The following is a 12137-nucleotide window of genomic DNA, read 5'->3' as shown; positions in this document are numbered from 1 at the left end:
TCTGGCCCGGCAGACTTGGGTCATGACCAGCGACCAGCTGCCCGACCCGTTGGCCGACGTCCCCGGTGCGGAGTACGTCGAGGCCGTCGACCACGTCGGCGTCGCCACCGCGGATCTGGAGGCGACCGTTGCGTTCTATCGCAACGCCTTCGGGCTGGTCGAGGTGCACCGCGAGGAGAATCGTGACCAGCAGGTGGTGGAGTCGATGCTTGCCCCGGCCGGCCGGACGACCGATCGCCGGACTCTCATCCAGATCCTCGCCCCGTTGTCGGAGGACTCCCCCATCGGCAAGTTCCTGGATCGCTCCGGGCCCGGTCTGCAACAGCTGGCCCTGCGGGTCTCGGACCTGGCAGCCATTTCCGAAAGGCTGCGCGAGCAGGGATTGCGGCTGCTCTTCCCGGAGCCGCGTCCCGGAACCGCTGGTTGCATGATCAACTTTGTGCACCCCAAGGATGCCGGTGGAGTGCTGATCGAACTGGTCGAGGAGCCCCGGGGAAACTAGCCTTGCAAGACACAGCCGAGGATCCGGGTTTGTCGGAGCTGCGGGAGGTACGGTATGGAACCGTACGCAACCAGCAGGTGACCCTGAGGACCGCATGTCTACTTCGGACGAATCAACCGGCCTGAATCTCTTCGACGAAAAGGCCAGTGCCGTAGGGAATTTCCCGACCGCACTGCGTGGCTATGACCGCAGCGCCGTCGATGACTACGTACGGAGCCTCGAGGGTCGGGTCGTGCAGGCCGCCCGCCAGTCCGTCGAGATGCAGAGCGCCATCTCCGACCTTCAAGATCAACTTTCCGCGACGCGGAAGGAACTGGAGAACCGGCCGGCCGGCGAACCCGACTACTCCAGTCTCGGCGCCCGGGCCGGGCACATCCTGAAGATGGCCGAGGAACAGGCCCAGGAGATGCTCGACCAGGCCAATGTCGACGCGAACAAGCTCCGTTCGGAGGGCCAGCGGGACGCAGACCGTCTCAGACAGCAGGCCGAGGCCGACGGTGCACAGATCCGGAAGACCGCAAGGTCAGAACTCGATCAGTTGCGGCAGCGGGCGAGCCAGGATGCGCAGGCCGAGGTGGAGCGGGCGCGGACCGAGGCCCAGGCCGTCGGAGCCGCCGCGGAGCGCGAGGTCGAGGCGCTGCGCCGTCAGGCACAGCACGAGGCGGATTCGACTCGGCAGGCCGGCTACCTCGAGGCGGAACAGTTCAAGAAGGACGCCGAGGCGGAAGCGGCCGCGATCCGCAAGCAGGTCGCCGAGGAGCGTGTGGCGGCCAACGAAGAGCTGAAGAGGATGCATCAGGAGTCGGTGACCGCGACCGGGAAGCTCCTCACCGAGGCAACCCAGCACCACCAGGAGGCCGGTGAACGGTTGGCGGCCGACATCGCGGCAGCGGCCGCGGCCCGTACCGAGGCCAAGGCCGAGGCCGAGCGGATCCGGCTGGATGCCAGGGAAGAGTCCGAGCGGCTGGTCGCGGCGGCCAAGAAACAGGCCGAGCGGATCACCCAGCGGACCCACCAGGAACTCCAGTGGCGCAAGGAGCAGCTCAAGCGCGAGACGGACAACCTGGTCCAGCGCAAGCAGGCGGTGCTCAACCAGCTGCAGAGTCTGTCGGCTCTCGCGTCGCAGAGCGCAACCGACGTGCCCGACCTGCAGCCGTTGGCGGACCTGTCGGGAGACCTCGAGGAGTTCGCCGACCAGCCGGATGTCCTACCAACGGAATCGAGTGAGCCGGAATCGAGTGAGCCGGAACCTGGCGAGCCGGGGCTGTTCACCGACGATCCGACACTCTCCGACGCCGAGCCGCCGGAAACGGCGGCAGGGCTTTCCTCGGACGCCGCCATCGACGAGACCGCGGTCCGACCGGCGATCAAGCTCGCCCCGGCCACCGGCGACGCGTCGGCGAACGATTCCGCTGCCGGCATCGATGAGGAGGACGACCAGGAGCCGACGATCACGGTCGAGACCGACCAGGATCGTGCCGCGGGCAACTCCTAGTCATCTCCTGGTCACTCGTCGGCGCGGACCTCAGAACGGTCAGAAAAGGCGGTCCTCGGCATTGTCCATGCCACGGAGCGCGTCGTAGTCGACGGTGACGCAGGTGATGCCACGATCGGCCGCGAGCACCTTGGCCTGCGGCTTGATCTGCTGGGCCGCGAACACGCCGCGTACGTCGCCGAGCAGCGGATCCCGGCGCATCAGATCCAGGTAACGGGTGAGTTGCTCGACGCCGTCGATCTCCCCGCGACGCTTGACCTCGACCGCGACATAGCCACCGTCGGCGTCCCGACAGAGCAGATCGACCGGACCGATCGCGGTCATGTATTCCCGACGGACCAGGGTCCATCCGTCGCCGAGGCTGTGCGGGTGCTCGGCAAGGAGCGCCTGCAGGTGAGCCTCGACGCCGTCCTTCTGCAACCCTGGGTCGGTGCCGAGCTCATGGCTCGAGTCGTGCAGCACCTCCCCGAGCGCGATCTGCAGGGTGTCCCCGTCGCGTCCCTTGACCTCCCAGACGGCCGACAGCTCCCGGCCGACCCCGTCAGCCAGCGCGGAGACCGCGTCGGGCGCCAGTTCACTCAACGCGCACGGCGGGCTCATCCAGTTCAACGGCTTGTACGCCCGGTCGTCGGCGTGGATGGACACCGAACCGTCGGCCTTGATCAGGATCAGCCGTCGGGCCATCGGAAGGTGGGCCGTCAGACGGCCCGCATAGTCGACCTGACACTCGGCAACCACCAAACGCACGGAGCAGACCTTACTCAGTGCTCGTCCGAGGGACCGCCTCAGGCCGAGGCTCCGGTGTAGTGCCGGAGGGCGTACCGCCAGAACGCCCGGGCCCCGGCGAAGAAGACCGCCGCGATGGCGCCCGAGGCCAGCACCAGCCAGCCACTCACCCCACTCGCCAGCGCCTGCGCCGGCACGGTCACCGCGAACGCGACGGGGATCAGCACCGTGAGCACGATCCGCATCCACGCCGGGAACAGCGAGATCGGCCAGCGCCCGGCCTGACCGAACGCCGAGGAGAAGACCACCAGGATGTTGTCCAGCTTGACGAACCAGAAGGAGCAGGTGCCGAGCAGGGTCAGGAACGAGTAGACGATCACCACTCCGAAGAACACCGTGACGCCGAAATAGAGCCATTGCAGCGGCGTGATCACGGTGCCCATCCAGACGCAGGCGTAGGCGACGATGCCGGCACCCATCAGCAGCTGGATCACCTGGGCCGGCGCCACCACCGCGACACTGGCCAGCAATTGTGAATCGGCCGGTTTGGTGAGCAGGAAGTCGAAGGTGCCGAGCCGGATGCCCTCCATGAGCTGCTGCAGCGAGGGTTGGATGACCAGCCCGATCAGCCCGGACAGGAAGGTGTGCACGCCGATCAGCGCCAGCAGGCCGGCCGGGGTCCAGCCACCCAACGCCTGGGTGTTTCCGAAGATGATTGCCAGCCCGAGCAACTGGGTGATCAGGGTGATCACGCCGTTGGCCAGCGAAACGAAGAACTCCCCGCGGTACTGCGCGATGTTCAGCACCCCGAGGCGGATGAAGGTGCCGACGATCAGCAGGCCGTGGCCGATCGGTCCGCGCGGGATCGCGCTACGGTCCACGGCCACCGCCCGGTCCTGGGTGCCCCGCCTCGCGTCGCGGCTGCCGCCGATCATGCGCCCACCGCCGAATACCGCCGGACCGCCCGCGACCAGACCAGCCGCAACACCAGCAGCGCCACCAGGATCCAACCGGCCTGGGCGCCGTACCCGATGAGGATGTCCTTCCCGCGGGTGGTGCCCATCACCACGTTGACGACGAACGCCTGTGACCACGGGAACGGCGACCAGTTGGCGATCGCGGCGACCACCGGCGGGAAGACCGACAGCGGGGCGAAGCCGCCGCTGAGGAACGTCCGCACCGAGAAGTACAGGTTGTTCAGTGCCGAGACCTTGGTCAGCCAGAACGCGCTCAGAGCAAGCACCCACTCGATGATGAACCGCAGCACGCCGCCACCGATCACCGCCGGAACGAACGCGAGCAACTGGATCGGATCGATTCCGGACAGGTCGCCGTGGAAGCCGATGATCATGATGATCATGGCAGGCACCACGCCGAGCAGCCCGATCATCTTGTAGGAGAGGTTGTCGATGATGTCCTTGTGGATCGGATGGATCGGCCTGAGCAGCAAGGGCGAGAACATCCCCTCCCGGACCCGCCACTCGAACTCCCACATCAGCCAGATGAAGGTCAGATGGTCGACCAGCATCATGATCGCGAAGTAGGTGACGAATCGGTCGGCGGTGTAGCCGCCGACCGTACCGGTCGGCCCGGCGACCGTACGCCAGACGACGATCAGCACGATCGGCTGGATGACCGTGGTGACAACCCAGATCACCACCGATCCGCGGTAGGCGACGTTGACCGCGGTCGATGCCGCGAACTCGCCGCGGTAGTACTGCCGCAACACCCGCCAGGAGAACCTGCCGAAGTTCGGCGCCGGTTCCAGCTGCTCGCGGCCGGTACGGGTCGGTAGCGTCATGGCCGCCCCTCGGCCGGGACGGCGAACACCTTCTCGATGACGGCCTCGATCGGCTCGTCCTCGATCGTCACGTCGGCGACCGGCAACCGGGACAACAGTCGGGCGGCGACGGCCGCGGTGTCGGCCGCCGGCACCTGGACCCGCCAACCGGTGTCGGTCGGCTCGAACGGCGCCCGGGCGACCGCACCACCCAACAGCTCCGCCACGTCCGCGCCGGAGACCGTGCTGCCCTCGACCAGCTCGACGGTGATCGTCTTGTCCGGCGCGAAGGTCCGCACCAGGTCGGCCAGCGGGCCGTCGAACAGCAGCTCGCCGTGATGGATGACCACGACGCGTTTGCAGAGTGCCTCGACATCGGCCATGTAGTGGCTGGTCAGGATCACCACTGCACCGGTCCGCTTGTTGTATTCGGCCACGAACGAACGGATCCGCCGTTGCATCGCCACGTCGAGTCCGATCGTCGGCTCGTCCAGGAACAGCACCTGGGGCCGATGCAACAGCGACCCGGCGAACTCGCACTTCATCCGTTCGCCGAGCGAGAGATTGCGAGCCGGTTTGCGGAGCAACTCGCCCAGCTCGAGCAACTCGGTCAGCTCCTCCAGCCGGGCCGCGAAGTCGGCGTCGCTGATCTGGAAGATCGCCTTGTTGAGCCGGTAGGAGTCGACCACCGGGATGTCCCACTGCAACTGGCTGCGCTGACCCATGATCAACGTCATCCTGCCCAGGTAGTCCCGGTCCCGACGCCAGGGCGTGTAGCCGAGGACCTCGGCATCACCGGCTGTCGGGTGCAGCAGCCCGGACAGCATCTTCAGTGTCGTGGTCTTGCCTGCGCCGTTCGGGCCCAGGAAGCCGACCACCTCGCCGGCGGCAATGTCGAAGCTGATGTCCTTGACGGCGTCGACCGACCTGGTCCGGCGACGCACCAGAGCCGTCATCGCAGCCTTGAGACCGGCATCGCGCTCGGGCACGACATAGGTCTTCCTCAGGTTCCGGACCTGGATCGCCGCCGACATGGGATGAAACCAATCACATCCCACTGACATTTCGCCAGGCGTTTGGCACAAAGCGTTCTTGTCCGCCCGATTCCCGTGGGCCGAACGGCTTTGGGAGACTGGTGCGGTGATCGCGTACAACGTCGGCGGCCGTTGACATGGCACCCTCCAGGCGTCGTCAGAGCAAGCACCTGCGCCCGGCCCGTCCGCTCGCGGCCGGTCACGCCTCATCGGTGGTCAAGACCGACGGCCGGTGGGTCGTCCGACCGATCGCCGGAGCATCCGCGGTGAAGGAGTACCGCTGCCCCGGCTGCGACCAGATCATCCGGCCGGGCACCCCGCATGTCGTGGTGTGGCCGGCCGATCCGGGACTTGGTTTCGTCTCCGGCACCGAGCAGCGCCGGCACTGGCACAACAGCTGCTGGACCAGGCGGCGCTGATGTCGCCAGACCCGGGCCTTTTCGTCACGGTGCTTGATCACCATCCGGAGAGGCGACCGCCGCAGATCGCGTTCTGCCACGGCCTCTTCGGCCAGGGGAAGAACTGGACGACGATCGGCCGACGGTTCGCCGATGACTACCACGTCGCCCTGGTCGACATGCCCGACCATGGCCGGTCCCCGTGGTCGGGCGAGCTGTCCTATCCCGGCATGGCACGACGTCTCGGCGACTACCTGGACAATGGCGCTCGGCCGTGGACCCTGGTCGGGCACTCGATGGGCGGCAAGATCGCCATGACGCTCGCACTGCTGCGACCCGACCTGGTGGAGCGCCTGGTCGTCGTCGACGTCGCCCCTGTCGACTATGGCGGTCGCGCCGAGTTCGCCGGGTACGTCGCCGCGATGCGGTCGATCGACCTGGTGACCCTACTGTCCCGGCAGGCGGCGGACCAGCAGCTGACCCACGCCGTACCGGATCCGACGGTGCGGGGATTCCTGTTGCAGAATCTCCGCCGCGGCGGGGGTGGGGATCCCGACGCCCGCTGGCATTGGCAGATGAACCTTCGTCTGCTGGGAGATCGGCTCGATGTGTTGAGCGGCTTCCCCGAGTTGGACGCTCCGCCCTACCAGGGACCGACGCTCTGGGTTGCCGGCGCGAAGTCGGACTACATCGGCCCCGAGTCCCGGACGAGGATGACCGAACTCTTCCCCCGGGTGCGCACCGTGACGATCAAGGACGCCGCACACTGGGTGCACGCCGAGCAGCCGGACATCTTCGCCGACGTGCTCCGGACGTTCCTCACCCGTACGGATCGCGACGTGAGTAGCTGATCAGCCGGCGGTCACCGAGATGATCTTGGCAGCGGTCTTCGGCCTGCCGTCGCCCGGCCCGTTGCGGTTGTCGACGCCTCCCCTGGCGATCTTGGCCAGGACGGCGATCCCGGCCCGATCGGTGTGCCCGAACACCGTGTAGTCGGGCGGCAGCCGGGAATCGGCGAAGACCAGGAAGAACTGCGACCCGTTGGTGTTCGGTCCGCTGTTGGCCATGGCGACCGTGCCGGCCGGATAGGTCTCGTCGCCGCTCAATTCGTCGGGGAACGTGTAACCCGGACCGCCGGTCTGTGTCCCGGTTGGATCACCGCACTGCAGCATCGAGAGGCTGGCGACGACGGTCATCCGCGGACATTCGGTGTTGTCGTAGAACTTCTGCTCGGCCAGTGAGAGGAACGAGTTCACGGTGCACGGCGCATCGGTACGGTCCAGCGTGATCACGATGCTGCCGGCCGACAGGGTGATCATCGCCGTCGCCGTGCCGGTCATCGTCACCCCGGTGCTCGGCGGAGGGCTGACCGGGCGGGCGGGCGTACCGGTCTCGGTGTATTCGCAGTCGACCGGCGCGGCCGGCGCATTGGGTCGGGCACTGGCGGCCGGGGCTTTCGGCCCGTTCGCCGCGCTGAGCATCGGCACCTGGCCACACCCGGCGACGAGCACGCCGAGGGACAACAGTGAAACCAACAGCAGCGCCGCCGGATGCAGTGGCCGCGCCGCGTGGCGGCGTCGCGGACGAGGGGGGTTCGCAACCACGGGCGCTACCTAAGCACCCGGGCACCCCGCAACGTCGCCGACGCGCCGGGACGGCACGGACCGACCCGCCGATCGTCGCTCACCAGTTCGGCTCGGAATGCTCCACAACAGGCGGCAGCGGCACCCGCGCCGGGTGGATCACGTACACCGTCCCGCCCGAATGTGGCACCCAGGCGTTCTCGAGTTGATCACGGCGGTAGGTGAACCGAACCTGGCCGTCGTCGGCGATCAGGTGCGATGCGGGATCGTTGACCACGACGTCACCGTCCTCGGTGAAGCCGACAACGACCATCAGATGCCCGTTGGTGCCGTATCCGGCCCCGTCGAGGTCACCCTTGGCGAAGGACACCGAGATGATCACCGGGATCCCCCGCTTGACCAACTCCTCCAACTCGGTGAAGTTGCGTAGTCGGGTGACGAACGCCTTCAGCCCGAAGGTCGTCGCATAGGCGCAGTTGAACGGCCAGTTCCCCGCACCGTCGTAGGTGTAGTCGAAGACGTTGCGTGCGGAGTAGTCCACCTCGGCGTCGACCGGCGGATCGACCCAGGCAAGATCGTCCGCGGTCGGCCCGGTCCCCCAGTACTTGATCACCATCGCCGTCGACGTCGCCGAGCACCACGCCTCTCCGCCGTTGTCCCACTTCGGATAGTGCCCGTTGTGCACCTCCTGGGACAGGGTCGGCACGTCAAGGACGGTGCCGCCGGCGGGCCCGGTCGGGCTCGCCGGGACCGTCGGGTCGGACGGGAGGGCCGAGGCCACCGCGCCGACCGTCTGCAGCAGCGGGGTCTCCCGGCCTCCTTGTGGGCGGAGCAGTGTGACCCGCAACTGCCAGTCGGACAGGGTGTGACTTCCGTAGAGATGAAGGGTGTCGGTCCACACCGTCGCCAGGGCGGTGCCCTGGCCGTCGACCGAAGTACGACAGATGGCTCCGCCGTCGTCGGGATCCTTGGCGCACCAGCGGCCGAGGATGTACCAACCCGACAGCGTCCCGGTCTCGTCGGTCCCACGCACCTCGAGCTGCACCCAGGACCGGCCCGGAGTCTCGACCTCCCAGGAGGAGATCAACTCGGTGTAGCCGAACCGCGTCGACACCACCGGCGAGGTCCAGGAGGCCGTCTCGTAGGTCACCGAGGTCGCGCCATCGACGAACGGGTCGACATAGTCGAAGGTTCCGGTCGGCCGGGCGATGCTGATCCCGGCGGGCGACCAGCGCGTGCCGTCGTGGTGTCCCGCGCGCAGCGCCGGACCGGTGAACTGCCGGTAGAGCACGTGCCGGTCGGAGACCTCGTGTCGGCTCCCGGCGGCGACGGCATCGGTCCGGCCACCGAGGGCGAGCCCGAGTGAAGCGCCTACGGCCATACCGAGAACGGTACGTCGCGGCGCGGACCAGTGGCGGGCATCGGCGTTCTGCTCTCCTGCATCGTCCTGTGCTGGGTTGTCGGGACTGGCAGCCACGGTTTCCTCCGTCGACTCGAAGTCGGCGGGCCCCACGGCCCGCCCTGACGACAATTCCTGACCCATCCGACTGCGGATGGCAAGGATTGTCTCCCCCGTTGCACGGATCGTAAACCTGTGACGCCGTCCAGGTCCATGGTTGCTGGTTACAGTTGGGCCCGTGGTCAATCTGACGAGGATCTACACGCGCACCGGCGATCACGGCGAAACCCGGTTGGTCGACATGTCGGTGACCGCCAAGACCGACCCGCGGGTTGCCGCCTACGGCGACGTCGACGAGGCCAATGCGACGATCGGCGTCGCGCTCACCCTGCCGGGGCTCGATGATCAGGTACGCCAGGTGTTGGCCCAGGTGCAGAACGAGCTTTTCGATCTTGGTGCCGACCTCGGGAATCCGCTCGCCGAGTCACAGGAGTTCGAGCCGCTGCGGATCACCGCTGAGTACGTCGAGCGACTCGAGCAGTGGTGCGACGGGTTCGGCGAGCAGTTGCCCAAGCTCCGGTCCTTCATCCTGCCGGGAGGCAACCCGGCGGGTGCCCAGTTGCACGTCGCCCGCACCATCGTCCGACGCGCCGAGCGCACCGCGTGGCACGCCGTCGAGGTCTACGGGACCGAACCGGCGCAGTCCGGGAGCGATCGGCCGGGCGGCATCAACCCGCTGGCGATCCAATACCTGAACCGGCTCTCGGACCTGCTGTTCATCCTCACCCGGGTGGCCAACGGCACCGAGTCGGAGGTGCTGTGGGTTCCCGGCGGCGACCGCAACCCTGACCGATCTTGATCATCGCGGTCCGCCATACTGGGACCGCGGCACACACCCGTCCGAAGACAGCCAGTCCATCGAAGCACAGGAGTCGACCAGAATGACCAGCCCCAGCAACAGCCCAGCGCTCGGCCGTGAAGCCACCGGAGTCGCCAAGCCGAAGCAGGACCGGCCGGTGACGCTGTTCACCGGACAGTGGGCCGACCTGCCGTTCGAGGAGATCTGCCGCCTGGCCGGTGAATGGGGCTACGACGGACTGGAGATCGCCTGCTGGGGTGATCATTTCGACGTCGCACGGGCCGCCGAGGACGAGGCGTACGTGAAGAACCGCAAGGACATCCTGGAGCAGAACGGGCTTGGTTGCTGGGCGATCTCCAACCACCTCAACGGTCAGGCGGTGTGTGAGGCCATCCTGGACGATCGGCACAAGAACATGGTCAATCCGCGGGTGTGGGGCGACGGCGACCCGGAGGGCGTCCGGCAGCGTGCGGCCGAGGAGATGAAGACCACCGCCCGGGCAGCCGCGGCCTTCGGCGTCGACACCGTGGTGGGCTTCACCGGTTCGCCGATCTGGCACTACCTGGCGATGTTCCCGCCGGTCGGTGACGACGTCATCGAGGCCGGGTACGCCGAGTTCGCCGACCGCTGGAACCCGATCATCGACGTCTTCGACGAGGTCGGCGTCCGGTTCGCCCACGAGGTCCATCCCAGCGAGATCGCCTACGATTACTGGACCACCGTCAAGACGCTGGAGGCGATCGACAACCGGCCGGGATTCGGTCTGAACTTCGACCCGTCGCACATGGTCTGGCAGGGCCTGGACACCGTCGGATTCCTGTGGGATTTCAAGGACCGCATCTACCACGTCGACTGCAAGGACACCAAGGTCAGGATGCACAACGGCCGCAACGGCCGGCTGTCCTCGCACCTGCCCTGGGCCGATCCGCGGCGCGGCTGGGACTTCATCTCCACCGGGCGTGGCGACACCCCGTGGGAGGACATCTTCCGGATGCTCAACTCGATCGGCTACGGCGGCCCGATCTCGATCGAGTGGGAGGACGCCGGCATGGACCGGCTGGCCGGTGCCCCGGAGTCGGTCGAGTGGGCCCGTCGGCTGAACGCGATCAAGCCGTCGGAGACCTCCTTCGACGCCGCCTTCGCCCAGAAGTGACCCACCCCCCACTCCGCCGAGGGGTCACATATTCCCTCATATTTGCGGCGTGTCGTCGCAGGAGACACTCCTCGGCCCGGCCTGCGCGGACGGAGATCCGGTGAAGATCGTCAGTTACAACCTGCGGTTCGCCAGCGAGGCCGATCCCCAACCGTGGTCGCGGCGCCGGCCCGCGTCGGTGGAGCTGCTGTCCGGGCTGGCGCCGGACATTCTCGGCACCGAGGAGGGTGTCGATCACCAGCTGGCCGATCTGATGGACGGCCTTGGTGATCACTACCGCCTCGTCGCCGAGCACCGGCATGACGGCGGCATCGAGGAGAACTCTGCGATCATCTACAACTCCCGGGCCGTCGAGTTGATCAAGATCGAGCACCAATGGCTGTCGACGACACCGGATGTACCGGGATCGATCAGCTGGGGCGCGACGCTGCCCAGGATGTACTCGCTGGCGAGCTTCCGACGGGTCGCCGATGATGCCGAATTCTTCGTGATCACCACCCATTTCGATCACGAGAGCATCGAGGTGCAGGTCAACTCCGCGCATCAGGTCATCGATCGGATCGCCGGGCTCGACCCGGACGTGCCGCTGATCGTGATGGGTGATTTCAACTGCGGTGAGGATTCCGAGCCGTACGCGATCATGACCGCCGGGCAGCTGCGGGACGCCTATCTCACCGCTGCCGAGCGTGGTCCGCGGCTGGGCACCTTCAACAACTATGCGGCGCCGGATCCGGACGGCGTACGGATCGACTGGATCCTGGTCAGCGACCGGGTCACCGTGTCCTCGGCACGGATGGTCGACGAGGCACCGGGCGGCCAGTATCCGTCGGACCACCTTCCGGTCGAGGCAGTCATCGACTTCTGATCGTCGCGTCGGTCAGCGCAGCTCCTCCAGGAACGTGCTGATCTTGCTGACCGTCAAGCTGTCGGTGATCAGGTCGCAGATCGGGTTCTCGGAGAAGTCGTGTCTGTCGCCGTAGCGCGCGGACCGTTCGGGGGCGGCAATTCTGCTGCGAGGCGTGCGACCCATGATCATTCTCTCTGACTTTCGGGTGATCCGATGTGATGCAATGCTTGGTTATGCGTCACTGATCAGACCCCTCGAAGGTCGCATGCTTGTTGATCATGGCCTCCGGCGAAGTCAATTTCCCCGTCACACTCTTCTGACGCGCTGGGCATCATCGAAGGACCCGCAGTTGTTGTCCGAT

14 protein-coding genes are annotated in these 12137 nt (G+C 67.0%); 7 read left to right on the top strand and 7 right to left on the bottom strand.

From position 1 onward, the window contains the following. The first annotated feature begins 22 nt into the window (after positions 1-22). Together mce and GJV80_RS05500 are read left to right on the top strand one after the other, a co-directional pair. Positions 23-502, top strand: a complete 480-nt coding sequence (gene mce, locus GJV80_RS05505; RefSeq protein WP_154687024.1) for a methylmalonyl-CoA epimerase — start codon at positions 23-25, stop codon at positions 500-502. Between the two features lie 94 nt (positions 503-596). After that, the gene (locus GJV80_RS05500; RefSeq protein ID WP_154687023.1) at positions 597-1997 is read left to right on the top strand and encodes a hypothetical protein; all 1401 of its coding nucleotides are present in this window, start codon (positions 597-599) and stop codon (positions 1995-1997) included. Positions 1998-2036: 39 nt separating this feature from the next. Here the strand turns inward: GJV80_RS05500 and nucS are convergent, their stop codons facing one another. From nucS to GJV80_RS05480, 4 genes are read right to left on the bottom strand one after another with little or no spacing between them, the layout of a single operon-like run. After that, complete coding sequence (nucS, locus tag GJV80_RS05495; RefSeq protein WP_154687022.1) at positions 2037-2744, bottom strand: endonuclease NucS; 708 nt, start codon at positions 2742-2744, stop codon at positions 2037-2039. Positions 2745-2782: 38 nt separating this feature from the next. After that, positions 2783-3658: an ABC transporter permease gene (locus GJV80_RS05490; RefSeq protein ID WP_154687021.1), complete on the bottom strand. Its 876-nt coding sequence runs from the start codon at positions 3656-3658 to the stop codon at positions 2783-2785. After that, the gene (locus GJV80_RS05485) at positions 3655-4524 is read right to left on the bottom strand and encodes an ABC-2 family transporter protein (RefSeq protein ID WP_154687020.1); all 870 of its coding nucleotides are present in this window, start codon (positions 4522-4524) and stop codon (positions 3655-3657) included. Before GJV80_RS05485 ends, GJV80_RS05490 begins: the two co-directional genes overlap by 4 nt. After that, the gene (locus GJV80_RS05480; protein WP_154687019.1) at positions 4521-5537 is read right to left on the bottom strand and encodes an ATP-binding cassette domain-containing protein; all 1017 of its coding nucleotides are present in this window, start codon (positions 5535-5537) and stop codon (positions 4521-4523) included. Before GJV80_RS05480 ends, GJV80_RS05485 begins: the two co-directional genes overlap by 4 nt. 137 nt (positions 5538-5674) lie before the next feature. Here GJV80_RS05480 and GJV80_RS05475 point away from each other — a divergent pair, with 137 nt between their 5' ends. Next, positions 5675-5956 carry a hypothetical protein gene (locus tag GJV80_RS05475; protein ID WP_154687018.1) on the top strand — a complete coding sequence of 94 codons (282 nt, stop codon included), beginning with the start codon at positions 5675-5677 and terminating at the stop codon, positions 5954-5956. After that, a complete protein-coding gene (locus tag GJV80_RS05470) occupies positions 5956-6786 on the top strand; it encodes an alpha/beta fold hydrolase (protein WP_154687017.1) in 831 nt (276 codons plus the stop codon). Before GJV80_RS05475 ends, GJV80_RS05470 begins: the two co-directional genes overlap by 1 nt. Here the strand turns inward: GJV80_RS05470 and GJV80_RS24720 are convergent, their stop codons facing one another. Together GJV80_RS24720 and GJV80_RS05460 are read right to left on the bottom strand one after the other, a co-directional pair. Further along, on the bottom strand, positions 6787-7539 hold the full coding sequence (locus GJV80_RS24720; RefSeq protein WP_305070112.1) for a peptidylprolyl isomerase: 753 nt from the start codon (positions 7537-7539) through the stop codon (positions 6787-6789). Between the two features lie 79 nt (positions 7540-7618). Beyond that, on the bottom strand, positions 7619-8995 hold the full coding sequence (locus GJV80_RS05460) for a C39 family peptidase (protein ID WP_230208164.1): 1377 nt from the start codon (positions 8993-8995) through the stop codon (positions 7619-7621). A 160-nt stretch (positions 8996-9155) separates the two neighbouring features. On the opposite strand from GJV80_RS05460, the gene GJV80_RS05455 reads away from it, so the two are divergent. The 3 genes from GJV80_RS05455 to GJV80_RS05445 all read left to right on the top strand — a co-directional run bounded on the left by GJV80_RS05455 (position 9156) and on the right by GJV80_RS05445 (position 11794). Next, a complete protein-coding gene (locus GJV80_RS05455; protein WP_154687016.1) occupies positions 9156-9776 on the top strand; it encodes a cob(I)yrinic acid a,c-diamide adenosyltransferase in 621 nt (206 codons plus the stop codon). Positions 9777-9858: 82 nt separating this feature from the next. After that, entirely contained in the window at positions 9859-10929 is a 1071-nt protein-coding gene (locus GJV80_RS05450) for a sugar phosphate isomerase/epimerase (RefSeq protein WP_154687015.1), read from the top strand. 49 nt (positions 10930-10978) lie between these two features. After that, on the top strand, positions 10979-11794 hold the full coding sequence (locus GJV80_RS05445) for an endonuclease/exonuclease/phosphatase family protein (RefSeq protein WP_195909174.1): 816 nt from the start codon (positions 10979-10981) through the stop codon (positions 11792-11794). 12 nt (positions 11795-11806) lie between these two features. On the opposite strand, the gene GJV80_RS05440 is transcribed toward GJV80_RS05445, so the two are convergent. Continuing rightward, on the bottom strand, positions 11807-11959 hold the full coding sequence (locus tag GJV80_RS05440; protein ID WP_154687013.1) for a hypothetical protein: 153 nt from the start codon (positions 11957-11959) through the stop codon (positions 11807-11809). Between the last annotated feature and the right edge of the window lie 178 nt (positions 11960-12137).

It is taken from the genome of Microlunatus sp. Gsoil 973, assembly GCF_009707365.1.
GTDB lineage: Bacteria > Actinomycetota > Actinomycetes > Propionibacteriales > Propionibacteriaceae > Microlunatus.
Note: the sequence above shows the minus strand (reverse complement) of the source record. Positions and strands in the feature narration are given on the sequence as shown.

What these genes read in the sequence shown, in the direction of transcription:
- GJV80_RS05450 (WP_154687015.1), top strand. Translation starts at nt 9,859, where the DNA reads ATGACCAGCCCCAGCAACAGCCCAGCGCTCGGCCGTGAAGCCACCGGA.
- GJV80_RS05470 (WP_154687017.1), top strand. Translation starts at nt 5,956, where the DNA reads ATGTCGCCAGACCCGGGCCTTTTCGTCACGGTGCTTGATCACCATCCG.
- GJV80_RS05480 (WP_154687019.1), bottom strand. Translation starts at nt 5,537, where the DNA reads ATGTCGGCGGCGATCCAGGTCCGGAACCTGAGGAAGACCTATGTCGTG.
- mce (WP_154687024.1), top strand. Translation starts at nt 23, where the DNA reads ATGACCAGCGACCAGCTGCCCGACCCGTTGGCCGACGTCCCCGGTGCG.
- GJV80_RS05440 (WP_154687013.1), bottom strand. Translation starts at nt 11,959, where the DNA reads ATGGGTCGCACGCCTCGCAGCAGAATTGCCGCCCCCGAACGGTCCGCG.
- GJV80_RS05490 (WP_154687021.1), bottom strand. Translation starts at nt 3,658, where the DNA reads ATGATCGGCGGCAGCCGCGACGCGAGGCGGGGCACCCAGGACCGGGCG.
- GJV80_RS05500 (WP_154687023.1), top strand. Translation starts at nt 597, where the DNA reads ATGTCTACTTCGGACGAATCAACCGGCCTGAATCTCTTCGACGAAAAG.
- GJV80_RS05475 (WP_154687018.1), top strand. Translation starts at nt 5,675, where the DNA reads ATGGCACCCTCCAGGCGTCGTCAGAGCAAGCACCTGCGCCCGGCCCGT.
- GJV80_RS05485 (WP_154687020.1), bottom strand. Translation starts at nt 4,524, where the DNA reads ATGACGCTACCGACCCGTACCGGCCGCGAGCAGCTGGAACCGGCGCCG.